Genomic DNA, 26335 nt, shown 5'->3' with positions numbered 1-26335 from the left:
AACAAACGCTGATTTGTATTCGACACCCTTTCGCGTGCCGACCGCACGATCCAATCGCGGTGAGCGCGCCGCCATCGTCGGGCCCCGAGTAAGACGAAGTCAGGACGCACCCGCACCGCTCTCCCTCTGGCAACTGTCTTTTCCGAACTTTTTTTACTGTAGTTCGATTCTCAATCGTTAATGGTAATGATGCGCGTTTGCATCGGCTGAAACCAGAGACGAAAGTGAAGATAAGACAGGTGAAGTTCCGTGTTGCGGGTCGCATGCTGGCTGCAGGCGCATTGGCGCTACCTTGCGTGTCAGTCGCGCAAACGCAGGAGCGTGCCTCAGGCATCTCGGCGCCTGCCGATCGGAAGGACGATGAGCGTCAGCGGACGTTTGTCTTCGACATCCCGGCGCAAGCGATGGCGCAGGCCGTGCTGGCATTCGCGCGTCAGGCAGGCGTCGACCTGTACATGAACGACGTCGATCTCTCGGCCTACACCAGTGTCGCCCTCAAGGGCAGCTTCAACGTCGAGACCGGCCTGGCCCGGTTGCTGGGAAACAGTCCCATCGGCTACCGCTATCGCCGGACCGCGGGCGCTGTGCGTCCGAATGTGCAACTGGTCGACAACGGTCCTGGCGCGCGTGCGCGGGTGTACTCGATGGCGCCCGTTGTGGTGCGCGGCAACGATGTCAACGAGCGCGTCTATCAAGCCCCCCGCGCCGTCAGCATCGTCACGCGTGAAGAAATGGACCGCGTGCCGGTCCGCCACGCCGCCGAACTCATCCAGGACACCCCCGGCGTCGCCAGCGCCGTCAACCGCCAGAACCCCGGCCTGTCGATCAACATCCGCGGCATGCAGGACTTCGGCCGCGTCAACATGATGATCGACGGCATGCGCCAGGACTTCGTGCGGAACGGGCACATGCAGCGCAATGGAGAAATGTATGTCGATTCGGAATTGCTGTCCGAGGTGGAGGTGGAGCGGGGCGTGGTGCGTGGGGTGCATGGCACCGGTGCGATGGCGGGGAGCGTGGATTTTCGGACGTTGGACTTTGGGGATGTGCTGCGCGAGGGCAGGGATATCGGCTTGCGGTTGCGCGCTACGTCTGGCGCAGGCCACCAGGGGAACGGCGTCAATTTTCTGGGAAGCGCCGCTGGCGCGGCTAGCGCCGGCGAACATCTGCAAGTCTTGGCGGCGATCTCCCGACGATCCGTTGGCGATTATCGAATTGGTACTCACAAAGGGGCTGATGACGATTCGAATACGGCATTCCTTAGCAAAGGAGTCAAAGCCGAATACAACGATGTGAAATTTTCCGGACAGACGCAGGAATCCTATCTGTTCAAGTCCCGTTGGCAGTTGAATAAAGCGCAGTCGGTTCAATTCAACTATGTCGGAACACGCGTTGATTACTCATACGTTGGCGATGCCAGCAACACGCTACAAGAAAATGGGTCTCCATGGAGAAAACTGGGTATCTCTCGGGCGCAATCTGATAGCTACTCCTTGGACTATCGGTTGGCGCCGGAGGGCAGCACATGGATTGACTTGAACATCAAGCTCTATGGGGTCGATACCCGTGTGAGCAATTACACGAATCCCACATATCCACGAACGGTTCATGGACTCGTCCTCGACCCAGCGGATGTACGGGAACATGTCGATGAGTATTGGGACAAGGGAACATGCGAAGACCCGAACAGGACGGGGTACGCACGGGATATCTGTCGGCAATACGGGGCGGGACGGAACAATCAGATTCGCACCAAGACGCAGGGCGTACTGCTAACCAATACGTCGCAATTCAATCTCGGAGCCGAAACCCTGCTCAGCGTCAATTATGGTGCCGAATATTTCAGCGATCGAGCTATCTCGAAAACCCGATGGGCCTACAAGGGCAGGGATGTCGTTCCCATCGGTACGACGGGTCAGAGTCTTCTCAATCCGCAGGGCCGGCGCAGCATGGGCAGTGTCTTCACCGATCTCACGCTACAGAACGATTTCTATACCGTATCGGCCAGCCTGCGCTACGAGAGTTATAGGCTCAAGGGAGAGACCCAGCTGCCCGGAGGAACAAAGAGTGTCTATGAGTCGAGGCTTGCTCGTTTCGAGCAAACCGTCTGCGGCCAAGGCGGAGTGAATACTGGTTTCCCCGACAAAGCAGCAGTCTACGAGAAGGCCTGCCGATTGGCGGTGGCGGGTGATGAGGCTGGACTCGCTGCCTGGTGGGAATCCAACCCTGTCTACCATTCAAAGCGGGGTAAGCCGATGCAGGTAAACACTCTCCACACTAAGTATGCGGAAGATTGGCGGCACGCGCCGCGATGGGTGGAGCGACCTGCCGACTACGACTACGAAGTTGATCGCAGTGCCGGCAAGCTATTGCCTTCCCTGTCCGCAGCGGTGCGTCCGACAGGCTGGCTAGAACTTTACGGCAGTTGGGGCAAGTCATGGCGTCCGCCAGCGATAAATGAATCGTTGATGCGGGGAGGACATCCAGGAGACGGCTTTGCCACCATCTATCCGAATCCGAATGCAGAACCCGAGACATCTCGGACCTGGGAAGTTGGTGCAAATACGATCTTCCACGACGTGGCTCTGGATGGCGACCGCCTTTCGCTCAAGCTCGGCTATTTCGATACCCGCGCCGACAATTATTTGGTTTCGTCATTAAGCAACAACCTTCCAGGCTTGAATATGGATGTACCGATGGGACTCGGTATCACCGCGTTCGTGAACAACCGCACGCTGACGCGATTTCGCGGGCTTGAGTTGGAGGGACGCTACGAGGCCGGTTGGCTGTATGGCGGATGGAGCTATACCCATTATCTCGGTGGGCCTAACAAATTTTGTGAGGATCTCTATTTCCTCGGATCTGGTCCCAATAAATTTGATCAACCCAACGAAGACGGCACCGAGACGCCGGAACGCCTGAAGGCGAGGGCGAGTGGATATGACTCTTGGCGATCCTGGGCCGACAGTCGAGTCGCGTGCGGCAACTTCGTTTTCAACAGTGCCGTCGCAAAGCCCGTGGACAAGGGAATGTTGCTCATTGGAATGCGGCTGTTGGAGCGCAAGTTGGATACAGGCGTTCGCCTCAACTATAGCGGCGATGGTTGGTACAACCGCGACGATGGCGGCTCCCAGGTTTGGTTCAAGTACTCAACTTGGGATTGGTATGCCAGCTATCAAGCGAGCGACAACGTCAAGCTGATGGCGGCGGTCGAGAACCTGACAAACCGAATGTACGTCGAGGGCTACTCCGACGCTCTGGCGCGCACATTGGCACCGGGACGCACCGTGACATTGGGAATTGAAATGCGCTTCTAGAGAAAAGCACAAGTGCGGGGCGCCAGGGAGCGCGACCCGCCCAAGGAACATGCGATGGGTTCGCATGTGCGGTGGCTAGACGGTCTAGCTCCGCTCTGGTCGACCGGATCACTCCGGGGCCTTTGTTAACTGACGATCTTCAAGGAGAAGAGTATGTCTGTCCATATCAGTAGTTTCGACCCCGCCCATTTTCCGTACATCACCACGCCGGACAATTCGCTGAGAGTGGTGTTGGAAATGTTCCAGGATGACGGCGTTCGTGGCGAACACACCGGTGTGCCCAATTCAGGAGGATTCTTCGGTGGCGGATTCTTCTCTGGTACCGAATATGGCTACACCAGCAAAACCGTCGACGGATACGCCTTCGTCGCCTCGGGCGACTTGAACTACTACTTCCCTCCGTTCAGCGGCCCCAAGATGGAAGGTGCAACGCCGCACACGCTGTGGGGCACCCTGGAATCGGTAACGTTGGGTGCCGGGGTGGACAAGGCCGGCCACGTCGTGGATCCGTTCATTACTTTCACGTTCGACGATCCGCTGCATGGCGACCTCGCAGATGGACGTGGCAATGTGACACACGACATCATTTGGGGCTTGATGAACGGTTCGGTCGAAGGCGCGGATGACAAGCTTGGAAGTGGCACACACGGCGGTTTGATCGCCGCTTTGGAAGACAACCACCTGGACGTCGATATGTCCATCGCCGACCTAGTCGGCCACAACTTCGCCACCGAGACCGATCTGGCCCTGGCGGCGTAACCCACCGACGAGTTTCCCCGCGCTTTCTCGGGCGCGTGGGTCACGGTCGCGGCGGGCCTATCCCCCGTCGCGACCGTCTTTTTGTTTCTTCATTCTGCGTGTCCCGGCAGTCATCCGGGCTAGGAAAACCAATGCAGCAAAACCAGACGCGTACAGTTGCGGCACAGGACGTGGGTGCCCTGGAGATCAAATCGCTCCTGGCGCGCTTTCGCACCGGCTGGGTCAGCGTGGCGGCCTTCAGCGTCGCCGCCAACCTGTTGATGCTGGCGCCGTCGCTCTACATGCTGCAGGTGTACGACCGTGTGCTGGCGTCCGGCAATGTCTTCACGCTGGTCATGCTGAGCCTGATGATCGTCGGGCTGCTCGCGTTGATGGGCGCGCTGGATTACGCGCGCGGCGTCGTCATCATCCAGATCGGCGCGCGCTTTGACGCGGCGCTGGCGGGGCGCGTGCATGAAGCGGCGTTCCGGCGCGGCCTTGCGGGTGTGCCAGCCAACGCCGGACAGGCGGTCAGCGACTTGAATACAGTGCGTCAGTTCCTGACCGGCAGCGCCGTGTTCGCGTTCTTCGATGCGCCGTGGTTTCCGCTGTTCCTGTTGGTGATGTTCCTGTTCCATCCCTGGATGGGCACGCTGGCGTTGGCGGGGACCATCATCCTGGTGGCGTTGGCATGGCTCAACGAGCAGGTGTCGCGCAAGCTGTTGGCCGAGGCGGGCGGGTTGTCGGTGCGGGCCGGCGTGGAGGCGGACGGGCAATTGCGCAATGCCGAGGCCATCCAGGCCATGGGCATGCTGGATCGATTGCGCGCGCGCTGGCAGCGGCTGCATGTGGGCTATGTGCGGCGCCAGGGCATGGCCAGCCAGCGCTCGGCGGTGATCGCGAGCGTGTCGAAGACGGTGCGGATGGCCCTGCAATCGCTGGTGCTGGGCCTGGGCGCGTGGCTGGTGCTGCAGAGCCATGTCAGCGCCGGCATGATGATCGCGGGTTCGATTCTGATGGGGCGCGTGCTCAGCCCGATCGATCAGGTGATCGGCGCCTGGCGGCAATGGGCGGGCACGCGGCTGGCGTGGCAGCGCTTGCAGGAGTTGCTGGCGACGTATCCGGCGCCAGCCGCCGGCCTGACGCTGCCCGAGCCAAAGGGCGCGCTGCGGCTGGAGGGCGTGACGGTGACGCCGCCGGGCGCGGCGCAGCCGACGCTGGTGAACGTGTCGCTTTCGCTGGAGCCAGGGCAGGTGCTGGGGGTGGTTGGCCCCTCGGGCGCGGGCAAGTCGACCCTGGCCAGATTGGTGGCGGGTGTCTGGCCAGCCCGCCTGGGCACGGCACGCCTGGATGGCGCCGACCTGCGGCAATGGGAGCGAGGGCGGCTGGGGGAGTGGCTGGGGTATGTGCCGCAGGACGTGGAACTGTTCTCCGGGACGGTGGCCGAGAACATCGCGCGCTTTCCCGCCCCGGACAGCGATGGCGAAGTATTGGCCCAACGCGTGATCGACGCTGCCCGCATGGCCGGCGCGCACGACATGATCCTGGCCTTGCCGCGTGGCTACGACACGCCGATCGGTACCGGTGGCCAGGGATTGTCGGGCGGGCAGCGCCAGCGCATCGCCTTGGCGCGGGCGCTGTACGGGACGCCGCGCCTGGTGGTGCTGGACGAACCCAACGCCAGCCTGGACGATGCGGGCGAGCAGGCCTTGCTTGATGCGCTGGGCCGGCTGCGGGAGGCGGGCGCGACGGTGGTTCTGGTGACGCACCGGCCCAAGGTGTTGGCGGCGACGACACACTTGCTGTTGTTGCGCGATGGTCAGGCGCAGCGCTTCGGCGCGACCCATGAGGTGCTGCGGCCGCCGCCTGAGAGCGCGTCAGGGACGATGGCATCACCCTCGGCGTCGACCTCCGCGGCGGGCAACCGCCCGGCTGCGACGGCCAGCACGGCGGGCGCGGCGGCTTCCGGCGGGACAGCTCCACCGGCGCAGGCACGCCCTGGCGGGGCCGTGGCGCAGGTGTATCCCCTGGCCGGCGGCGCGTTTTCAGGGCTGATCTTCGGAGGCAAGGCATGACGGGACGCGCCGGCAATCGTGTGGTGGTGCTGCGGCCCGAGCTGGACAAGGCCGAGCCGGTAGCGGACGCAGACGAGAACGGCGGCTGGTCGGCCCGCTTCGGCTGGTGGGTACTGGCGCTGGGCTTTGGCGGCTTCCTGGCGTGGGCGGCGTGGGCGCCGCTGGACAACGGCGTGGCGATGCCCGGCATCGTCGTCGTGACCGGCGAGCGGCAGGCGGTGGACAGCATCGAGGGCGGCGTGGTGAGCGCCTTGCTGGTGGCTGAAGGCGACCCGGTCCGGGCCGGCCAGGCACTGGTGCGGCTGGACGATACCCGGGTGCGTGGCGAGGCGCGGAGCCTGCGCGCGCAGCAGGCGGCCGTCATGGCCCGCGAAGCGCGCCTGCTGGCCGAGCGCGATGGCCGGGATGATCTTGCGCCGCCCGATGCGCAGGCGAATGCCGAAACGGCCGCCGCCTACGCGATGGAGCGCCAACTGTTCGCCAGCCGCCGCGCGACGCTGGCGGGCGAACTGGCCGGCATCGAGGCCACGCTGGCCGGCAGCCGGGCCCTGGCCGGCGGCCTGGAATCGACGTTGGCGCACAAGCGCACGCAGCGCGCCCTGCTGCGGGAACAGCTGGGCAACCTGCGCGACCTGGCGCGCGAAGGCTACGTGCCGCGCAACCGCGTGCTGGAACTGGAGCGCAGCCTGGCGCAACTGGACGGCGACATGGCCTCGGACCTGGGCGCCCTGGGCCAGACCCGCCAGCAGATCGCGGAACTGGCGCTGCGCGGCCAGCAGCGTCGCGACGCGTTTCAGCGCGAAGTGCGCACCGACCTGGCGGAAACCCGCGTGCAGCGCGAGCAGTTGACGCAGAAACTGGCGACGGCCGAATTCGATCTGGCGCACAGCGAGATCCGCGCCCCGGTCAGCGGCACCGTCGTGGCGCTGGCCACGCACACGGTCGGGGGCGTGGTGCAGCCCGGCTCGCGCCTGATGGAGATCGTGCCCGAGGACGTGCCGCTGGTGGTCGAGGGGCGGTTGCCGGTGGAGTCCATCGACAAGGTGCGCGCGGGCCTGCCGGTCGAGCTGATGTTCACCGCTTTCGATGCCAGCCGCACGCCGCGGCTTGAGGGGACCGTGACGCTGGTGTCGGCGGACCGGTTCGAGGATGACCGCAACGGCCGCCCATACTATCGCCTGCGCGCCGACGTGGCGCCGGGCCAGCTGCGGCGCATCGGCGATGCGCCGTTGCGCGCCGGCATGCCGGTGGAGGTGTTCGTGCGCACGGGCGAGCGTTCGCTGTTGAATTATCTGTTCAAGCCCCTGCTCGATCGCGCGCGGCTGGCGTGGGGTGACGCATGAAGCGCTGGCAGGGCAGGCTCGCGGCGGCATGGATGTTGATGGTGGCGGTGTTCATGCCTGGATCGGGGGCGGCGCAGGCGCTGGATTTTCAGCAGGCGTACACGATGGCGCTGGCGTCCGATCCCACGTGGCAGGCGGCGCGTGCGCGCGAACGGGCCGACGCCGAGGAGGCGGCATTGGGGCGCAGCGGCCTGTTGCCGAACCTGAGCTATCACTACAGCCGTGCCCGCAACGATACGACGTCGCGGCAGCAGACGCGCTGGGGCGCGCTGGAGCAGCGCTCGCGCTACGCCAGCTATGCCTCGGGGTTCACGCTGAGCCAGCCGCTGTTCGACGCGGCGGCGTTTGCGCAGTACCGCGCCGGGCGCGAGCGTGCCGAAGCGGGCGGCTTGACGCTGAAACGCGCGCGCCAGGCGCTTGCCGTGCGCCTGTTGCAGGCGTACACCGCCGTGCTGTACGCGCAGCAGGCCCTGGCATTGACGCAGTCGCAGGAGCGCTCGTTGCAAGAGGACGCGCGCCGCAGCGCGCGCTTTGTCGCGGCGGGGCAGGGCACGCGCACGGATCAACTGGAGATCGAGGCGCGCGCGCACGTGGTGCAGGCGCAGGAGATCGAGGCGCGGGACCGGTTGCGCGACGCGCGCAATGCGCTAAGGGCGATTGTCGGGCCGGGGCTGGCCGACAATTTGCTTGCGCCCTTGCAGGAATCAGCCCTGGCCGCGCTGGCGGTGGAGGGACGCGATTTGTCCGCGTGGCGACAACTGGCGCTGGCGAGCAATCCGGAATTGCTGGCCCAGCGCCACCTGCTTGAAGCCAGCCGCCAGCGCTACCAGGCCGCCCGCGCGGGGCACCTGCCCACGGCGCGGCTGGTGGCGCGCAAGCAGCTGACCAATTCCAACGGCGAGAACCAGATCGGGCAGCGCTATGACTCCGGTTCCGTGGGCATCGAGGTCAGCATTCCGCTGTATTCCGGCGGGCGCACCTCGGCGGCCAGCGGCCAGGCATTGGCTGAAGCGGAGGAAGCGCAGCACAAGCTCGACGCCGCCACATGGGCGTTGCTCGATGACCTGGCGCGGCAATTCCACACGTTCGCCAGCAGCCGCGAGCGTATCACCGCTTACCGGCAGGCGGCCGAGGCGGCCGCGCAGCGCGTGCGCGCCACACGGCGCAGCGTGCTCGGCGGCGAGCGCACCAATCTGGACGTGCTGGACGCCGAACGCCAGCGCTTCGAGGCGCTGCGCGACCTGGACCAGGCGCGTTACGACAACCTGCTGGCGTGGCTGACGCTGAGGTGGCAAGCCGGAGTGCTGAGCGACGACGATGTGGCGCGCATTGGCGCGTTGTTCGTGGCGGGCTGAGCCGGCAGTCGGGGGGGGGCGCGTTCGGTGCAAGACCGCTCTAGCGTTTGGCCAGGGGCGCTGTTCGTGGCGGGGTGCACCGGCATGCGGATGCGCGTTCGACCGTCGACGAATGGAGCGCGTCGTCGGATCACTTCACCGGCGGCAGCGGCAGCAGCCGTCGAACGATCTCGTCCATGGCCGTCGCCAATTGCGCCGCCAGCGCCTGCGCGGCCGGCGACAGGGAGCGGTCGCGCCGGTGCAGCAGGCCGATGGCGCGGCGGGCCGAGGCGTCGCACAGCGGCGCGGCGCGCAGGCCGGCCAGGTTCAGTTCCGGCAATGCCAGGCGCGGCAAAACGCTCACGCCCAGTCCTTGGCGCACCATGCCGGCTGCGGTGCCCATGTTGGTGACGTCGTAGCGCAAGGCGGTGGCCGGCGCGCCGGTTTCCTCGCGCACCGCGCGGTCGAACTGCTGGCGCGCATTGGAGCCTTGCGACAGCAGGATCAGGTCGTAGCGCAGCACGTCGCGCCAATGCAGCGGGCCGCGTTTTCTGTCCAGGCGGTGGCCTTCGGGGTAAATGGCGCAGAAGCAATCCTCTGCCAGCGGCGTGAATGACAGGTCCGGCGCCGGCTCGGCCAGCGCGCCGACGGCAAACTCGATCTGGTTGGTGCGCAGCATGGCCACCAGCTCGTCGTTGTGGGCCTCGACCACCCGCACTTTCAGTGCCGGATGCAGTTGGCGCAGCGCGCCGACCGCCACCGGCAGCAGCGCCAGCGCGGTCGAGGGCAGGGCGCCCAGCGTCACGTTGCCGCGCCGCACCGCCGCCAGGTCCGCCAGGCTGCGATAGGCTTCTTCCAGGTCGGCGATGGGGCGCTGCGCGCGGGCATAGAAGTCCTGCCCGGCCGAGGTCAGGCTGATGCTGCGGGTGGTGCGCTCGAACAGGCGCAGGCCCAGCACGTCCTCCAGGTCCTGGATCAGCGCGGTGAAGGACGGCTGCGTCACGCCCAGCTGGCTGGCGGCGTGGGTGAACGAACCGGTATCCACCGCCAACAGGAAGGCCTTGAGCGGCCGGTACTTGATATTCATAGCCATGAACTAAGAATATAAGAAAAATATCGAATTGTGCCTAATAGTCGACGGACCGATGATGCGTCTACCGAAGTCCCCTGGATTGCCCGACCCTTATGCATGCATCGAGCCACAAGCCCTTCCGGCTGGGCGCCGAATGGCGCCACAGCCAAGACGGCGACGCCGTCATCACCTCCATCAATCCCGCCGACGGCAGTATTGCCGGACGTGTCACGCGCGCCTCGCCGCGTGACGTGGATACGGCCGTGACCATCGCCTGGGACGCGTTCCAGCGCCAGCCATGGCGCAAGTTGCGTCCCGACCAGCGCGCCGCCACGCTGTACGAGATCGGCCGCCGCCTGGCTGCCGAGCGCGAGCCATTGGCGCGGCTGCAGATGATCGACAGCGGCAAGCCCTGGAAGGAATGCCTGAACATGGTCGACAGCGCGGCCGGGCATTTCCGCTATTACGCCGCCGTCTGCGAGACCTGGCAGAACGAGATGACCTCGCCGCGCGGCGAGTATTTTTCGATGGCGCTGGCCGAGCCGTTCGGCGTGATCGCGGCCATCACGCCGTGGAACTCGCCCATCATGAACGAGGCGCAGAAGGCCGCGCCGGCGCTGGCGGCCGGCAACGCGGTGCTGCTCAAGCCGTCCGAGGAGACGCCGCAACTGGCGCTGGAACTGGCCCGCATCTGCGCCGAGGCCGGCCTGCCCGAAGGGCTGCTGACGGTGCTGCCGGGCCACGGCGAGGACGTCGGCGCCGCGCTGGTCAAGCATCCCGGCGTGCGCATGGTGTCATTCACCGGCGGCACCGAAACGGGTCGCGCCATCGGCGGCATCGCCGGCCAGCGCCTGATTCCCGTGGGCCTCGAGCTGGGCGGCAAGTCGCCGCACATTGTGTTCGATGATGCCGACCTGGACCGCGCCGTGGCCGGCGTGGTGTCGGGCATCTTCGGCTCGGCCGGGCAAAGCTGCGTGGCCGGTTCGCGCCTGTTCGTGCAGAAATCCATCTACGGCCGCTTCATGGAAGCGCTGGTGCAACGCACGCGTCAGGTGCGCGTGGGCCTGCCCGATGACCCGGCCACGCAGATGGGGCCGCTGGTGTCGCGCGCGCATCGCGACAAGGTCGCCGGCTATGTCGACATCGGCCGCGCCGAAGGCGGCCGCGTGCTGGTCGGTGGCGCCGCGCCGGATCGCGCCGAGCTGGCCAATGGCTGGTTCTACCTGCCCACGGTGATAGACGGCCTTGGCAATGGCGCGCGCGTCTGCCAGGAGGAGATCTTCGGGCCGGTGCTGGTGGCGCTGCCGTTCGAGGACGAGGAGGACGTGATCGAGCAGGCCAACGACACGCCCTTCGGCCTGGCCGCCGGCATGTGGACCGGAGACTACGCCCGCGCCTGGCGCGTGGCGCGCGAGATCGAGGCGGGCTCGGTCTGGATCAACACCTACAAGCAATCGCATATCGCCACGCCGTTCGGCGGCTTCAAGGCCAGCGGCATTGGCCGCGAGAAAGGCCTGCACGGCCTGCGCCTCTACAGCCAGGTCAAGAGCCTGTACTGGGGCATGCACAATCAACCGATGGGACTGTGAATCACATGACGACAGACAAGAAAAGCGCGGCGCTGCCGCTGGCCGATGCCCGCATCCTGATCGCCGGCGCCGCCAGCCTGGTGGGCTCGCACACCGCCGACGCGCTGCTGGCCGCCGGCGTGCGCGAGGTGATCCTGCTGGACAACTTCGCCTTTGGCACGCCCGAGGCGATCGCCCACCTGCAAGGCAATCCGCGCGTGAAAGTGGTGCGCGGCGACCTGATGCGCCTGCCCGACCTGCTGGCCGCGACCGATGGCGTGGATGGCGTGCTGCACCTGGCTGCCTACATGACGCTGGGCTTCGCGCAGACGCCGTGGCAGGCGGTGGACGTGAACATCCGCGGCGCGCAGAACATGCTGGAAGCCTGCCGCGCCAACAAGGTGAAGAAGTTCGTGTTCGCCTCGTCCAACGCGGTCTACGGCTACGGCAGCGGCATCGCCGGCGCGCTGGTCGAGAACGGTCCGTTCCATTCCGTCGGCGCGCCGCCCGCGGCGATCCTGTATGGCGCCTCCAAGATCATGGGCGAGCAGCTGTGCCGCCAGTACTACCAGAAGGCCGGGCTGGACTATGTGGTGTTGCGCTATTCCACCGTGTATGGCGAGCGCCAGCACTACCGCGCCGCGAATTCGCTGTACATCATGGAGACCTATGACCGCGTGCGTCAGGGCGAGCGTCCCGTGCTGCCCGGCGACGGCACCGACACCAAGCACTTCGTGCACGTCTCGGACGTGGCGCGCGCCAACGTCGCCGCGTTCCAGAGCGACGCGACCGATGTCGCGGTGAACGTGTCCGGCCCGGCGCCCATCACCACCGGTGAACTGGTGCGGCTGGTGCTCGACTACTGCAAGAGCGACCTGGAACCGGAGATCCGGCCGGACCCTCCGGGCACCGTGCGCCTGACCTCGGGCGGCGCTTTCCATATCCCGCACGATCTGGCGGGACAACAGATCGGCTGGCAGCCGCAAGTGGGCATGGCCGAAGGCGTGACGCGCCTGCTGGCGTGGCGCGAGGCGCAGGAAGGGGGGAAGGTCGGTTAGGGAACAGTTTGACCCGGGGCGGCCGTCGCAGCCGTCCCGCGTGACCGGCCGGCATTTCCGGCCAGTCACAACGCATAACAACAGCACTACCCAAACAGGAGACAACCATGTTCTTTTCACGCAAGGCGGCCGCTCGCGCCGCGCTGTCCGTGGCCGCGCTGTGCGCCGCATGGCCGGCCTGGGCCTGGCCCGACCATCCCATCGAACTGGTGGTGGGTTTCGCGCCCGGTGGCGGCACCGACCTGACGGCGCGTTCGCTGGCGGTGTTCCTGGAAAAGGAGCTGGGCACCACCATCGTGGTGCAGAACAAGCCGGGCGCGTCCAGCGCCATCGCGCTGTCGTACGTGGCGCGCGCCAAGCCCGATGGCTACACGCTGGCCATGACCAACATGCCCGGGCTGGTGTCGCTGCCGATCGAACGCAAGGCCGGCTTCACCACCGCCGACTTCACCTACCTGGCCAACTTGGTGCGCGATCCCAGCGCCTTCAGCGTCGCCGCCGACAGTCCGTACCAGACGCTGGATGCCTTGATCAAGGCGGCACGCGAGAAGCCGGGTTCGATCAGCTATGGCTCGACCGGCGTGGGCACCGATGATCACCTGGCGCTGGTGCTGTTCCAGAACCTGACGGGCACCAAGCTCAACCACGTGCCCTACAACGGCGCGGGGCCGCTGCGCAGCTCGGTGCTGGGCGGGCACACCGTGATCGGCGGCCTGAACCTGGGCGAAGTCATGCCCTACCACGGCAAGAACATGCGCGTGCTGGCCCAGGCCAGCGAGACGCGCTCGCCGCTGGGGCCGGACGTGCCGACCTTCAAGGAGCTGGGTGTGAACCTGGTGTTCGCCTCCGAGCGCGGCATTGTCGCGCCCAAGGGCTTGCCGGCGGATGTCGCCGAGAAGCTGCGCCAGGCGCTGGGCAAGGTGGCCGCCAATCCGGAGTTCCAGGCGCAGATGAAGCAGCAGTTCACCGAGATGGATTACCTGGATGGGCCGCAGTGGCAGGAACGCCTGAAGCAGGATGATGGGCGGCTGCGGCAGATCTGGGCGAGCACGCCTTGGGTGGAGTAGCGCGTCAGATGGGGGGCCCCGCGATTGCGGCGACATGCTCCGGATCGCGGGACGCGGGCCAGTGTCTGAGGACTGGTCTGAATTGCGGCTTTTTTTTACTGTAAATCGTGGCTCAACCGTTTATGTCTATAGACGGTCGCCCGCGTGGTGGTGGGTGGCTATTGATTGATCTGCGATCAGGAACCGCATCATGGCTACACCTACCCTTGACCCCGTTGTCGTTTATGGCAGTTGGCCTCCTACGCCGCCGACTTGGGGGCCTTTCGGGGTATGGGATTGGTACTGGGATTGGTATAGGGAGTGTGGGGGGGATTGGTACGGGAGGTGGTATGACGTGGACGAAATTGAAGACCACGAGCCACCCAGCGCTACCCCTGATCCGTCCGAGGCTGTCGCTGCACCTGAACCGCCTGCTCCGGTTGTAGCCCCCGCACCTTTACCGTCCAATTGGGGAGGGCCAGCGTTGGGATCCGGGCTGTGGAACCTGGAGAACAATGAATACCACTACGAGCGTCCCCCCGACGTCCCCGTTCCTGGCATAGATCGATTCTTCGCTGAACTGCTGCCGGGAATAAACGACTATTACGCTTCCCACTACGCCGATGAATCCAGGCATTATCGCGATCCGGCATCCACTGGCGGCATGGCGGCGTCGGTGGTCAACGCAGTCGTGCCGGAAACAAGCAAGTTGCTGAAGTATGTTGGTCAATTGTTGCAGAGCAGTCTGGATGAGAAGGCTTTCAATGCCTTGAAGTGGATGTCCCGCAAGAATAATTTTCTAATTCAAGGGTTATTCAGTTGGAACGCCATTCAGAAGGATATCGCCGCCGGCACGCCGCCTAAGATTGCAATAGGTTCCGAGGCGGCGTTGTTCACGTTTAATCTCTTAGTGACGGGGGCGCTCGTGGGCGCGGCGGGCTTTGTCGGGCTTACGGCGACCGCGCCTGCGGCCGTTGCGGCATCCATCATCATAGGCGTCGGTGTTGCCTTTGGTTCGGATCGATTTGGATTCAAGGGCGGGGTCGCCAAATTGATCAATGATGCGCTCTCGAACGTGGATCCCATGTTGGTCGATCATACTTCGAGCGGGGATGATGTCTCTTCCGACCATCACACACCGCCGGCGGGCAGCGGTTTTGACATGTCGTTCCTGCCTGTTGTGTATGCACACATGCAGCCAAGCGCACCTTCCGCCGACGATGGCTTGACACAGTTTTCCGACTATCAGATCTATCTGGCAATGCGCGAAATCATCGAACATCCGGAGGCGTATCCGGAAGCGACGGCCATCCTGCCCGATATCCTCTCAAGCATTGCAGACGCCATTCCCCCCGAAGAGCTGGCAGGCGTCGATCAAGTGGCCGACGATTCGAGTTTGAGAACTCCGCCAGAAACGGTCCGATATGTCGAGATTGAACCGGATAACGGCGTCAAGACATATGTTGTTGATGATGACCGTTCCTATCTGTTCATCGGTGACGACATGTCAAACAAAATGGTCGGGGGCAAGGCCATCAACTGGTTTATGCCGAAGACCGATCATGGCGGGACCAATACGGTCATTGGTAATCCGGATGGCTACAACGTGCTGGATTTTTCGTTGAACGAAACCGGCATCGACATCTTCATACAAGGCAATGACCGCGTGGACCTTCGGATCGAGGTTCTGGCCCGCCTCCACGGGGTTGACGCTGGCTGGATTGAAGAGCGCTTTCTTACGCGCGACAACGCCCTGCAGTTGCTGCGGGGATGGTTTGCCTCGGAAGAATTGTATTCCGGCTCTTTTGCACCGTTCTCCGATGATATCTATCGAAACATCGACTACATCATCGGCAGCCGTCATGATGACATCATCATCGGCGATGCGCTCGGCGGCATGACGGTAACCGGCGGGGCGGGCAACGATACCTTCGTGCTACATGGCGGCGGCAATCGCGTGGTGTTCAACGATGGAGATTTCGCCGCGCCAGGAAGCGGGGAAATCACCACCAAGTTCATTCACGGCCTGACGACAGGCTCGGAGGCCGATCACTTCAACGTGCAGAGATACTTACCCAATTATCCGGAGTTGCGCGACTATTTCGGGTTCCATCTGGATCCCGATGTGCTGGATTTTTCGAATCTGGATGGCGACGTCAACACCGATGGCCATCAGGCGATGCGGTTCATCGGAGAACTCGCATTTACAGGCCATGCCGGCGAGCTTAGATACGTGACGATGGATTCTCATGGATCGAACGTCCCGATCCAGGAGCCTGACGATGGTTACTACTTCAGCACCATCGTGCGTCTGGAAGGCGACCGAACCGGCGACGGCAAAGCGGACTTCTTCATCGAATACACCAACTACCTCAATCCGTCCAACTACAACGAACTGCATTCGGCGCAGGTGGTCGGGAACATTTATCCGTTCCTAGACGACGCCAATCTCTTCTTCGGATAAACCCGCTGTTCGGACGTTTTTTTATCGAGGTGGAATATGGCATTGGCACCGAGAGGGCTGTTCGAAACCCTGGACGACGGCACCATCATCTACTACGGCAGGATGGGTTGGAACAAGCCCGGCTACATCGTCGACGAAGCAACCATGAGGGCGATCCAGAGGCTGACTGCGGCGTCGACAGGTACGGCGATTCTGACCATTCCGGCTCTGTTTCGCGCTGGTTTCTTATGGCTGTCGCTGGCGCTGGGGATCATTCTGGTCGCCGTAACTCACGTTCAACACAAAAAGCTTGTCAAAGACCTGCCGGTTTCCACGCTCCACTGCACGCCGGGGTTCAGGCGGCGGTTTGTTTTGATAAGCGTGGACATGTCCTATTTCGTGCCGGTCTTGTGCCTGATCTTCGCTTTTCCAGTGCTTGCGTGGATAGGTTGGAGCAGTCTGGATGATCCCGATATCAAGCCGCTATTGGCGTGGGCGGCATTGGCTGGCGCGGCTTTGGGATGGCTGTTCAGCGCCGCCATGTTGTCCGTCAAAGTCACGATGTCGGTGCGCCGCGTCAGGGCGTGGCTCAAAGACCGCCGGAAATGAGGCGGGTCTCTTTCCCCCATTAGGTTGTCGCCGCAGCCTGGGCAATGAACGTCGCCATCCTGGCGTGCCGGGATGGCCCTACTCCAACGGCAACGTCAACACCCCCTGCGTCGCCGGCCGCATCATCACGCGGCGGTACCACGCCGACAGCGCCGGCGTGTCCGGTCGTTCGATCGGCAGCCCCAGCCAGCGGTGCGCGGAACACACCAGGGCGATGTCGCCGATGGTCAGGTGGCGGCCGGCGATAAACTCGCGGCCTTGCAGCGCCCGGTCCAGAATCTGCGCGCGGGCGTTGCTGCGCTTGACCGACAGGTCGATGGCGGCGTGGTCGCGCTTGGCTTCGGGTGTGCGGATCAGGCCCAGGAAGGCCGGGACCATGGCGCCTTGCCATTCGGTGGTCTGCCAGTCCATCCAGCGGTCGGCGTCGGCGCGCAGGCAGACGTCCTCGGGCCAGAGGGTACCAGCGCCGTAGCGGGCGGCCAGGTAGCGCACGATGGCATTCGATTCCCACAGCACGAAGCCGCCGTCGTCGATGGCGGGCACGGTGCGGTTGGGGTTGATTTTGGCGTACTCGGGCGTGTCGACCACGCCGAACGGGCCGCCGGCCTCGATGAAGGTGTGCGGCAGCGCCAGTTCGCGCACGGCCAGCATCACTTTCTGCACATTGACGGACGTCAGCCGTCCCCAGATCTTCAACATAACCGGTCCTTGTAAGGTCAGGCGGGCGGCAATTGCCGCCGCGCAAAGCCGCTGTCGCGCCCGAAGCGCGTCCAGTTGAAAGCGGGCCCCGGGTCGGTCTTGCGGCCGGGGGCGATGTGTTCATGGCCCCAGGCGGCCGCCAGGGGGTAGCGTGCGCGCAGCACCGGCGTCAGCCGGCGCAGGGCCAGGTACTGTTCGTCAGTGTAGGGCAGGGTGTCGGTGCCTTCCAGCTCGATGCCAATAGAGAAATCGTTGCAGCGCTCGCGGCCGGCGAAGCGCGAGACGCCGGCATGCCAGGCGCGCGCATCGGTGGAGACGAACTGCACGATGCGGCCGTCGCGGCGGATGAAGAAATGCGCCGATACCCGCAGGCCGCGCAGGCGTTCCAGCCAGGGGTGCGAGCCGTAATCCAGCGTGTTCAGGAACAGGCCGGCGACCTCGGGGCCGCCGAATTGGCCGGGCGGCAGGCTGATGTTGTGCAGGACCAGCAGCGACACCTGGGCGCCGTGGGGACGCGCGTCGCAATTGGGGGAGGGCAGTCGGGAAACGCCCGGGGCCGGCGCCAGCCAGCCATGTCGATCCAGAAGCAGGGGCATGGGAGGAAAGCAGGTTGGTATCCAACATGCATTATGCCGTGCGTGTAAAAAGGGAGCGAATGAGGGCGGGGCGCACCGGGGCGGTGCTGTCGTGCGTCCGGTGATGGGCGAGCCTCTCCTGGCTGGCTGGCTAGCTAGCAGGCTGGGCTGGCTGGCGGAATGGCGGGCTGGCTGGCCGGCGAATCCGGACCGGCCAGCCGTTCAGGCCAGCCTTTTATTTGGCCGCTGGCCCCAGCCGGGCGTGTTCCTGGCTGCACCAGGTCCGGCCGCCTTGCAGCAGGGCTTCGGAGCGTGGCAGGTGGATGCCGCAGTGGGCGCAGCGCACCATGGCCTCGGGGGCGCCGGCGGCGGGCGGGTTGGCCGTGCCGCGGGGCTTGGCGCCGGCCGAGGGGGCCTGGCGGGCCGCGGCCATGCGGCCGGCGATGCGCGCCACGAACAGCACGCCGATGACGATGACGATCCAGAACAGCAGCTTGCCCACGTCAGCCTCGATGCAGAATGACTTCCAGCACGAACCGGCTGCCGGTGTAGGCCAGGATCAGGAAACCGAACCCGGTCAGGGTCCAGCGCAGGGCGACGCGGCCGCGCCAGCCCCAGATGTGGCGCCCGGCCAGCAGCACGCCGAAGGTGAACCAGGACAGCAGGGTGAAGACGGTCTTGTGGTCGAACGGCAGGATCTGGCCGGTGAGCTTCATGGAGGCGATGGAGCCCGAGCCGACGGCCAGGGTCAGCACCACGAAGCCGATCCAGATGATGCGGAACAGCAGCTGTTCCTGCACCAGCAGCGGCGGCTGCGAGTCCAGCACGCGGCCGATGATGCTGCGCTCGGCGGGGGCGTCCAGGGGACGGTGCAGGTGGCGGTCGAGCAGCGCCATCATCATGGCGTGCAGGGCGGCGATGGTGATCAGGCCGTAGGCGGCCAGGGCGATCAGCAGGTGCGCGCGCAGCCAGGCATTGTCGGCGTGGGGCACGAACTGCCCCTGGGGGAACAGCGCGGCCAGGCCGCTGGCCAGGGTGGCGGCCGGCAGCAGCAGCAATTGCAGGCCGTCGATGCGCACCAGCAGGCTTTCGAGCCAGAAGACGACCATGCCCAGCCAGATGGCGGCCGACAGGGCCAGGGCCCACCCGATGAACAGGTGCGGGGCCCCCAGCATGGATTGTTGCAGCCCGACTCCATGGAGAACCAGGGCTCCCAGCAGGCACAGACGGGCGACTTTGCCCGTTTGTTCGACTTCCCCGGCGCCCGCCAGGCGGATCCAGAGGGATCCCCCCAGCACGGCGTACGCCAGGGCGGCCGCTGTGTGAAATACAATGCCTAGTGACATAGAAACCGTTGTCTGGATGGGGCCTGGGGGCGCATGCCGCCCGACAGTGCGCAATCCGCGCCTGCGGCCACCGTTCAATCAACTAGTTTAAGCGGAAACGCCTCTCATGCTCGATAACCTAACTCAACGCCTGTCGCGCGTCGTCAAGACGCTGCGCGGCGAAGCCCGCCTGACCGAGGCCAACACCCAGGAAATGCTGCGCGAAGTGCGCATGGCCCTGCTGGAAGCCGACGTGTCGCTGCCCGTGGTGCGCGACTTCGTCGCCCGGGTCAAGGAAAAGGCGCTGGGCGAAGAAGTCGCCGGCAGCCTCAGTCCCGGCCAGGCCCTGGTGGGCGTGGTCCACAAGGAACTGACCGCCCTCATGGGCGGCGACCTGGGCGCCGATTCCGGCGAACTGTCGCTGGCGGTGCAGCCGCCCGCCGTCATCCTGATGGCCGGCCTGCAAGGCGCGGGCAAGACCACCACCACCGGCAAGCTGGCCCGCTGGCTGAGCGAAGGCCAGCACACCCAGCACGGCCGCAAGACCGGCAAGAAGAAGGTGCTGGTGGTGTCCGCCGACGTCTACCGCCCGGCCGCCATCGACCAGCTGAAGAGCGTGGCGGCGCAGGTCGGCGTCGATTTCCTGCCGAGCGACCCCAGCCAGAAACCCGAGGACATCGCCCGCAACGCGGTCGACCATGCCCGCCGCCATCATTACGACGTGTTGATCCTGGACACGGCGGGCCGCCTGGGCATCGACGAGGCCATGATGCGCGAGATCCGCGCGCTGCATGACCTGGTCAAGCCGGTCGAAACGCTGTTCGTGGTCGACGCCATGCAGGGCCAGGACGCGGTCAACACCGCCCGCGCCTTCGCCGAGGCGCTGCCGCTGACCGGCGTGGTGCTGACCAAGCTGGATGGCGATGCCCGCGGCGGCGCGGCCCTGTCGGTGCGCCATGTCACCGGCAAGCCGCTCAAGTTCGTCGGCGTCTCGGAAAAGCTGGACGGCCTGGAGCCGTTCTATCCCGAGCGCATGGCGCAGCGCGTGCTGGGCATGGGCGACATCGTCTCGCTGGTCGAGCAGGCCCAGAAGAACATCGACATCGCCGAGGCCCAGAAGCTGGCGGCCAAGATCAAGTCGGGCAACAAGTTCGACCTGAACGATTTCCGCGACCAGCTTGGCCAGGTCAAGAAGCTGGGCGACATGGGCTCGCTGCTGGAAAAGCTGCCGGCCCAGTTCCAGCAGGCCGCCGGCCAGCTGCAGGGCGGCCAGGCGGAAAAGCAGCTGCGCCGCACCGAGGGCATCCTCAATTCCATGACGGCGGCCGAGCGCGCCAAGCCGGAACTCATCAAGGCTTCGCGCAAGCGCCGCATCGCGGCGGGTTCGGGCGTGCCGGTGCAGGAGGTCAACCGCCTGCTGGCCCAGTTCGAGCAGATGCAGGGCATGATGAAGCAGATGAAGAAGGGCGGCATGGCCAAGATGATGCGCGCCATGGGCGGCATGAAGGGCATGGGCCGCTTCATGAAGGGCTGAGCGGCGCGGCAAGGCGGCACGGCCCGTCTCGTGGGCCTGTCGATGACCGCCGGCCCTTGCTCCGGGATCTCCGCCAAAAAAATGGCCAGGCATTGCGCCTGGCCAAATCATCGCGGCAGGCAGGGGGTTCTGCGCCGCGATACTGGCCCGCGAGGGCCGGTTCGCATGGGTTACGACAGGGGCGGGATGCGCAGCACCTGGCCCGGATAGATCTTGTCGGGGCTGGTCAGCATCGGCTTGTTGGCCTCGAAGATCAGGGTGTTCTTGGCGCCCTGGCCCTTGCCGTATTGCGCCTCGGCGATCTTCCACAGGTTGTCGCCCTTTTGCACCGTGTACATCTTGGCTTCGGGCGCGGCCTGCTTGACCTTCAACTGGTTGTCCACCGCGGCCACGCCGACGGTGTTGCCCAGCGCCAGCGCGATCTTCTCGGCGGCTTCGGTGTTGGCGGCCTCGCCCGTGACGGTGACCTTGTCGCCGTCCACCGAGATCTGCAGGCCATCGGCGTTCAGGCCGTGCTTGTCGAGCTCTTTCTTCAGTTCATCCGGCGTCGCCGCCTTGGCCTCGCTGGCACCGAAGAGTTTTTCTCCAACGTCCTTGATGAAATTGAGCAGACCCATCGTGTTTCCTTTATCTATGTTGCGGTGAGAAAAAGAGCGATGCATGTCAGGGCGCGCGGCCCACGAACATCTTGCGCACGATGCCGGCGATGAGCGTCAGTACCGCGCCGCCCACGCCGCCGCCGACCACGCTGCTGGCAATCGCGGAAAGATCCATTCCGCTGTTGCCCGCCGCGACGGCGCCGGCGCCGGCGGTGATCATCGGCGCCAGCCAGGAACCTCCGGCCAGGCCGCCGATCGCGCCGGCGATGGTGTTGCCCAGGGGCCCCAGGTTGAATTGCTGAAGCATTTTTCCCAGGCCGTTGCCACCGGCCGCGCCGGCGACAAGCTGGATGATGAGGTTGATGATGACGGCGGTGTTCATGATGCCTCCTCTGCCCCGCAGGGCATTGTGCAACGTTAGAACAACAACACGACAACCTGACGACGACAACGCCAGCAACGACGATTATGACTCGCGCCGTTGCCGCCAGACGAGGGGTTAACGTGTAACAGGTTGCTAGCCCTCCGTCAGATTGAGGAAAAAAGGGCTGCATTGCTGCAGCAAAAAAGGGCTGCATTGCTGCAGCCCTTTTTGCGATATTCGATCTTTCGCAGGAGTTGGCGCGATTGCCTCAGCCTCCGCCCACCGCGACCACGATCTCGACCTGGTCGCCATCGGACAGCGCGGTTTGCGCGTGCTGGCTCTTGGGCACGATTTCGCCGTTGCGTTCCACCGCGACGCGCTTGCCGGCATAGCCCAGCGTTTCGAGCAATTCGTTCACCGTGGTGTCGAGCGGGAATTCGCGGGCGTCGCCGTTCAGGGTGATGTGCATGTCGGTCTCCTCAGCGTTTGGCGTAGGCGTCGGTGGCGGCGATCAGGCGCGCCAGCGTGCCGGGTTCGTCGAAGGCGTGGCCCGCGTCGGGCACGATGTGGAATTCGGCCTCGGGCCAGGCGCGATGCAGGTCCCAGGCGCTGCGCGCGGGCGTGCAGACGTCGTAGCGGCCCTGCACGATGGTGCCGGGGATGCCGCGCAGCTTATGGGCGTCGCGGATCAGCTGGCCTTCTTCCATGAAGCCGGCGTGCGTGAAATAGTGGTTCTCGATGCGGGCGAAGGCCAGCGCGGCGCGGTCGGCGGCGTGGCTTTGCTGGTGGCGCGGACTGGGCAGCAGCGTGATGGTGCTGTCTTCCCATTTGCTCCAGGCCTTGGCGGCGCGCAATTGCTCGGCCGGGTCGTCGCCCGTCAGGCGCTTGTGATAGGCCGCCACCAGGTCGCCGCGCTCGGCTTCGGGGATGGGCGCCAGGTACTCTTCCCAGCGGTCGGGGAACAGCCACGACGCGCCTTCCTGGTAGAACCACTGCACTTCGGCGCGGCGCAGCGTGAAAATGCCGCGCACCACCAGTTCGCTGACGTGTTGCGGGTGCGTCTCGGCGTAGGCCAGCGCCAGCGTCGAGCCCCAGGAACCGCCGAACACCAGCCATTTGTCGGCGCCCATGATTTCGGTGCGCAGGCGTTCGATGTCGGCCACCAGGTGCCAGGTGGTGTTGTTGTCCAGGCTTGCGTGTGGCGTCGAACGGCCGCAACCGCGCTGGTCGAACAGCAGCACGTTGTAGCGCTGCGGGTCGAACAGCTGGCGATGCACCGGCGAGCAGCCGCTGCCGGGGCCGCCGTGCAGGAACACGGCGGGCTTGCCCTGCGGATTGCCGCAGAGCTCCCAATAGACCTGGTGGCCGTCGCCGGTATCCAGGATGCCGTGGCGGTAGGGTTCGATCGCGGGGTAGAGCATCATGCCACTCGCTTGAAGATCAGGTCCCAGACGCCGTGGCCCAGGCGCAGGCCACGGTTCTCGAATTTGGTGAGGGGACGGTAGTCGGGGCGCGGGGCGTAGCCGTCCACCGTGTTTTTCAGTTGCGGTTCGTTGCCCAGCACGTCCAGCATCTGCACCGCGTAGTCTTCCCAGTCGGTGGCGCAATGGATGTAGCCGCCCGGCGCGATGCGGCTGGCCAGCAGCGCGATGAACGGCGGCTGCACCAGGCGGCGCTTGTGGTGGCGCTTCTTGGGCCAGGGGTCAGGAAAGTAGATATGGACGCCGGCCAGCGAGTCCGGCGCGATCATGTCGCGCACGACCTCGACCGCGTCGTGCTGGATGATGCGCAGGTTGGGGATGCTGGAATCCTCGATGCGCCGCAGCAGCGAGCCGACGCCGGCGTTGAACACTTCCACGCCCAGGAAGTTGTCGCCCGGGCGCGCCAGCGCGATTTTTTCAGTGGTCTCGCCCATGCCGAAGCCGATTTCCAGCACCGTCGGCGCTTCGCGGCCGAAGGCGGCGGCCGGATCCAGGCGCCGGGCGGCGTAGGGAATCGACCACTTGCCCAGCAACTGTTCGAGCGCGGCCTGCTGGCCCTGGGTGATGTGGCCGCGGCGGTGGACGAAGCTGCGGATGTGGGTGGCGCCCGGGCTGTTGGGGGCGTGCGCGGCGCTGGCCAGCGCGGCTTCGGTCTGGGGGGAAACCGGCGCGGGCGCGTCGGGGTTGCCGGGTGTTGCGGGGGTGTTCACGGGAGGATTCCCAAAGCTGTTCGTTGTCATAGGCGGGATTGTAGTGGCAGCCCCGCCGGGCTGCAGTCCGCCTTGTGGATTAAATAGGGACTTATTGCCCGCGACCGCCCTGGGGGGCGGTGACGGGGGCGGGCCGCGCTATAGTGCAGCCGCGGCGCCCGCCTGGCGCCGTCCGTCCGCCATGAATATCGCCCGCATCGACCTCGTCACGCTCTCGCTTTTCGTCTCGGTGGCCCGCCAGGGCAGCATCTCGGCCGGCGCGCGCCAGTCGCACCTGGCGGTGGGCGCGGCCAGCAAGCGGATCTCGGACCTGGAGGCGGCGCTGGATACCCAGCTGCTGTACCGCAATGCGGCCGGCGTCGAGCTGACCGAGGCCGGCCAGGCCTGCCTGGTGCATGCCCTGCGGGTGCTGCAGGAAGTCGAGCAGATGGCCGGCACGCTATCGGACTATGCCCGAGGAGTGCGCGGGCAGGTGCGCATTGCCGCCAATACCTCGTCGCTGACGCAGTTCCTGCCGGAAGACCTGGCGTCCTTCATGGAAGCGCATCCCGCGGTGCGCATCGACCTGGAAGAGCAGAACAGCAGCGACATCGTCACCGCCGTGCTGGAGAACCGCGCCGACATCGGCGTGTTCGCCGACCGCACGCCGGCGGCGGGCCTGGCCACCGTGCCGTACCGGCTCGACGAGCTGGTGCTGATCGTGCCGCAGCGCCATCCGCTGGCGCGCCAGGCCAGCGTGGCGTTCGCCGATACCCTGGCCTACGATTACGTCGGCCTGCCGCCCGCGACCTCGCTGGCCACCCGCCTGGCCGACGAGAGCGGCCGGCTGGGCCGCGACATGCGGCTGCGCATCCAGGTGCGCAGCTTCGACGCCATCTGCCGCATGGTGGCCGCCACGCGCGGAGTCGGCATCCTGCCGCGCCTGGCGGCCGAGCCGCATGCGCGCTCCATGCCCATCCGGCTGATTCCGCTGGCCGACGATTGGGCGCGCCGCTGGCTGCTGCTGGGCGTGCGCGACGCCGATGCGCTGCCGGTGGCGGCGCGGCTGCTGCTGGCGCACCTGCGCGGCGCGCAGGACCCGGGCACGGCCTAGGGCCTGTTCACACTAAAAGGAGCCTCGCACAGGCCCTAGGGCTTTCTCGATCCGGGAATGCCCCCTTCCCGAATCGTCCATTCCGCCGCCGCAGACGATGGCGCACACTCCGCCATCATCGGTTGGATGCGCCCGGGAGGCGACATGGCAGGGCAGATACTCGCCGGCATACGCGTGCTGGAACTGGGACAACTCATCGCGGGACCGTTCGCCGCCAAGACGCTGGCGGACTTCGGCGCGCAGGTCGTCAAGATCGAACCGCCGGGGCAGGGCGACCCGCTGCGCAAATGGCGCCTGTTGCACGAGGGCACCTCGGTGTGGTGGGAGGCCCAGTCGCGCAACAAGCAGTCCGTGTGCGTCGACCTGCGCCAGCCCGAAGGCCAGGACATCGTGCGCCAGCTGGCGGCCGAGGCCGATGTGCTGATCGAGAATTTCCGCCCCGGCACGCTGGAGAAGTGGGGCCTGTCGTGGGAGACCCTGCACGCGTTGAACCCGCGCCTGATCATGCTGCGCATTTCGGGCTACGGCCAGACCGGTCCGAAGGCGCGCGAGCCGGGCTTTGCCGCGATTGGCGAAGCCATGGCCGGCCTGCGCTACCTGAATGGCGAACCCGGCCGCGCGCCGGTGCGCGCCGGCCTGTCGCTGGGCGACACCATCGCCGGCCTGCACGGCGCGCTGGGCGTGCTGCTGGCGCTGTACCAGCGCGATGCCCGTGGCGGCCAGGGCCAGGTGATCGACGCGGCGCTGTACGAAAGCCTGTTCAACCTCAGCGAAAGCCTGCTGCCCGAGTATTCGGTGTTCGGCGCCGTGCGCGAACCGGCCGGCGCATCGCTGCCCGGCATCGCGCCGTCCAACGCCTATCCGTGCCGCGACGGCTATGTGCTGATCGCGGGCAATGGCGATGCCATCTACACCCGCCTGATGGCGCGCATCGGCCGCGACGACCTGGGCCGCGATCCCGACCTGGCGCACAACGACGGCCGCGCGCGCCGCGTCGCCGAGATCGACCAGGCCATCGGCGCCTGGACCGGCGAACGCAGCATCGATGAGGTGTTGCAGGCCATGCGCGAAGCCGACGTGCCGTCGGGCCGCATCTATTCGGTGGCCGACATCGCCCACGATCCGCATTACCAGGCGCGCGGCGCCATCACCCGCCTGGAGGCCGCCAGCGGCATCGCGGTGGACATGCCGGCGGTGTTTCCGTGCCTGTCGGCCAACCCCGGCGCGGTGCGCGAGCGCGCGCCGACGCTGGGCGAACACACCGACGCGGTGCTGGCGGCGGCGGGCCTGAGCCCGGAACAGCGCGAGGCGCTGCGGGCGCGCGGCGTGATCGCATGAACCGCGTCATTTCC

23 protein-coding genes are annotated in these 26335 nt (G+C 65.8%); 13 read left to right on the top strand and 10 right to left on the bottom strand.

The window, feature by feature from the left end:
* The first annotated feature begins 239 nt into the window (after positions 1 to 239).
* From AC6CR5_RS17360 to AC6CR5_RS17340, 5 genes are all read left to right on the top strand, one after another.
* On the top strand, positions 240 to 3317 hold the full coding sequence (locus AC6CR5_RS17360) for a TonB-dependent hemoglobin/transferrin/lactoferrin family receptor (RefSeq protein ID WP_498084759.1): 3078 nt from the start codon (positions 240 to 242) through the stop codon (positions 3315 to 3317).
* Between the two features lie 153 nt (positions 3318 to 3470).
* Complete coding sequence (locus AC6CR5_RS17355; RefSeq protein WP_020926196.1) at positions 3471 to 4076, top strand: heme acquisition protein HasA; 606 nt, start codon at positions 3471 to 3473, stop codon at positions 4074 to 4076.
* A gap of 131 nt (positions 4077 to 4207) precedes the next feature.
* Entirely contained in the window at positions 4208 to 6130 is a 1923-nt protein-coding gene (locus AC6CR5_RS17350; RefSeq protein WP_498084758.1) for a type I secretion system permease/ATPase, read from the top strand.
* Entirely contained in the window at positions 6127 to 7473 is a 1347-nt protein-coding gene (locus tag AC6CR5_RS17345) for an HlyD family type I secretion periplasmic adaptor subunit (protein ID WP_200221885.1), read from the top strand. The genes AC6CR5_RS17350 and AC6CR5_RS17345 overlap by 4 nt, the downstream gene beginning before the upstream one ends.
* A complete protein-coding gene (locus tag AC6CR5_RS17340) occupies positions 7470 to 8828 on the top strand; it encodes a TolC family outer membrane protein (protein WP_498084757.1) in 1359 nt (452 codons plus the stop codon). The genes AC6CR5_RS17345 and AC6CR5_RS17340 overlap by 4 nt, the downstream gene beginning before the upstream one ends.
* Before the next feature lie 130 nt (positions 8829 to 8958).
* On the opposite strand, the gene AC6CR5_RS17335 is transcribed toward AC6CR5_RS17340, so the two are convergent.
* Entirely contained in the window at positions 8959 to 9900 is a 942-nt protein-coding gene (locus tag AC6CR5_RS17335) for a LysR family transcriptional regulator (protein ID WP_035182028.1), read from the bottom strand.
* 92 nt (positions 9901 to 9992) lie between these two features.
* On the opposite strand from AC6CR5_RS17335, the gene AC6CR5_RS17330 reads away from it, so the two are divergent.
* The 5 genes from AC6CR5_RS17330 to AC6CR5_RS17310 all read left to right on the top strand — a co-directional run bounded on the left by AC6CR5_RS17330 (position 9993) and on the right by AC6CR5_RS17310 (position 16603).
* Complete coding sequence (locus AC6CR5_RS17330; protein ID WP_047991948.1) at positions 9993 to 11468, top strand: aldehyde dehydrogenase; 1476 nt, start codon at positions 9993 to 9995, stop codon at positions 11466 to 11468.
* Positions 11469 to 11473: 5 nt separating this feature from the next.
* Complete coding sequence (locus AC6CR5_RS17325; protein ID WP_006385747.1) at positions 11474 to 12505, top strand: NAD-dependent epimerase/dehydratase family protein; 1032 nt, start codon at positions 11474 to 11476, stop codon at positions 12503 to 12505.
* Positions 12506 to 12612: 107 nt separating this feature from the next.
* Positions 12613 to 13572 (top strand): tripartite tricarboxylate transporter substrate binding protein, encoded by a 960-nt coding sequence (locus tag AC6CR5_RS17320; RefSeq protein ID WP_498084756.1) that lies wholly within the window; start codon positions 12613 to 12615, stop codon positions 13570 to 13572.
* A 334-nt stretch (positions 13573 to 13906) separates the two neighbouring features.
* Positions 13907 to 16015, top strand: a complete 2109-nt coding sequence (locus AC6CR5_RS17315; protein WP_498084755.1) for a hypothetical protein — start codon at positions 13907 to 13909, stop codon at positions 16013 to 16015.
* 36 nt (positions 16016 to 16051) lie between these two features.
* Positions 16052 to 16603 (top strand): hypothetical protein, encoded by a 552-nt coding sequence (locus tag AC6CR5_RS17310; RefSeq protein WP_054513677.1) that lies wholly within the window; start codon positions 16052 to 16054, stop codon positions 16601 to 16603.
* Positions 16604 to 16681: 78 nt separating this feature from the next.
* On the opposite strand, the gene AC6CR5_RS17305 is transcribed toward AC6CR5_RS17310, so the two are convergent.
* The 4 genes from AC6CR5_RS17305 to AC6CR5_RS17290 all read right to left on the bottom strand — a co-directional run bounded on the left by AC6CR5_RS17305 (position 16682) and on the right by AC6CR5_RS17290 (position 19223).
* Positions 16682 to 17302: a glutathione S-transferase family protein gene (locus AC6CR5_RS17305; protein ID WP_054482543.1), complete on the bottom strand. Its 621-nt coding sequence runs from the start codon at positions 17300 to 17302 to the stop codon at positions 16682 to 16684.
* Between the two features lie 17 nt (positions 17303 to 17319).
* Positions 17320 to 17898: a 1,6-anhydro-N-acetylmuramyl-L-alanine amidase AmpD gene (ampD, locus tag AC6CR5_RS17300; protein WP_006385752.1), complete on the bottom strand. Its 579-nt coding sequence runs from the start codon at positions 17896 to 17898 to the stop codon at positions 17320 to 17322.
* Positions 17899 to 18112: 214 nt separating this feature from the next.
* A complete protein-coding gene (locus AC6CR5_RS17295; RefSeq protein WP_054482544.1) occupies positions 18113 to 18379 on the bottom strand; it encodes a PP0621 family protein in 267 nt (88 codons plus the stop codon).
* Position 18380: 1 nt separating this feature from the next.
* On the bottom strand, positions 18381 to 19223 hold the full coding sequence (locus AC6CR5_RS17290; RefSeq protein ID WP_498084754.1) for a cytochrome C assembly family protein: 843 nt from the start codon (positions 19221 to 19223) through the stop codon (positions 18381 to 18383).
* Between the two features lie 106 nt (positions 19224 to 19329).
* Here AC6CR5_RS17290 and ffh point away from each other — a divergent pair, with 106 nt between their 5' ends.
* On the top strand, positions 19330 to 20736 hold the full coding sequence (gene ffh, locus AC6CR5_RS17285) for a signal recognition particle protein (RefSeq protein WP_020926210.1): 1407 nt from the start codon (positions 19330 to 19332) through the stop codon (positions 20734 to 20736).
* 170 nt (positions 20737 to 20906) lie between these two features.
* Here the strand turns inward: ffh and lysM are convergent, their stop codons facing one another.
* From lysM to trmB, 5 genes are all read right to left on the bottom strand, one after another.
* The gene (lysM, locus tag AC6CR5_RS17280; protein WP_006385755.1) at positions 20907 to 21353 is read right to left on the bottom strand and encodes a peptidoglycan-binding protein LysM; all 447 of its coding nucleotides are present in this window, start codon (positions 21351 to 21353) and stop codon (positions 20907 to 20909) included.
* Positions 21354 to 21399: 46 nt separating this feature from the next.
* Entirely contained in the window at positions 21400 to 21717 is a 318-nt protein-coding gene (locus AC6CR5_RS17275) for a hypothetical protein (RefSeq protein WP_006385756.1), read from the bottom strand.
* Between the two features lie 250 nt (positions 21718 to 21967).
* Positions 21968 to 22168, bottom strand: a complete 201-nt coding sequence (gene thiS, locus AC6CR5_RS17270) for a sulfur carrier protein ThiS (protein ID WP_006385757.1) — start codon at positions 22166 to 22168, stop codon at positions 21968 to 21970.
* A gap of 10 nt (positions 22169 to 22178) precedes the next feature.
* Positions 22179 to 23120, bottom strand: a complete 942-nt coding sequence (gene pip / locus AC6CR5_RS17265; RefSeq protein ID WP_006385758.1) for a prolyl aminopeptidase — start codon at positions 23118 to 23120, stop codon at positions 22179 to 22181.
* The gene (gene trmB / locus AC6CR5_RS17260) at positions 23120 to 23890 is read right to left on the bottom strand and encodes a tRNA (guanosine(46)-N7)-methyltransferase TrmB (RefSeq protein WP_006385759.1); all 771 of its coding nucleotides are present in this window, start codon (positions 23888 to 23890) and stop codon (positions 23120 to 23122) included. The genes pip and trmB overlap by 1 nt, the downstream gene beginning before the upstream one ends.
* 181 nt (positions 23891 to 24071) lie before the next feature.
* Here trmB and AC6CR5_RS17255 point away from each other — a divergent pair, with 181 nt between their 5' ends.
* Positions 24072 to 24983, top strand: coding sequence for a LysR family transcriptional regulator (locus tag AC6CR5_RS17255; RefSeq protein ID WP_024070492.1), 912 nt, complete (start codon positions 24072 to 24074; stop codon positions 24981 to 24983).
* A 144-nt stretch (positions 24984 to 25127) separates the two neighbouring features.
* Entirely contained in the window at positions 25128 to 26321 is a 1194-nt protein-coding gene (locus tag AC6CR5_RS17250; RefSeq protein WP_047991943.1) for a CaiB/BaiF CoA transferase family protein, read from the top strand.
* The last annotated feature ends 14 nt before the right edge of the window (positions 26322 to 26335 follow it).

It is taken from the genome of Achromobacter sp. EG18 (assembly GCF_059759395.1).
The sequence above is the reverse complement of the archived record's forward strand: the minus strand, read 5'-3'. Positions and strand labels throughout refer to the sequence as shown.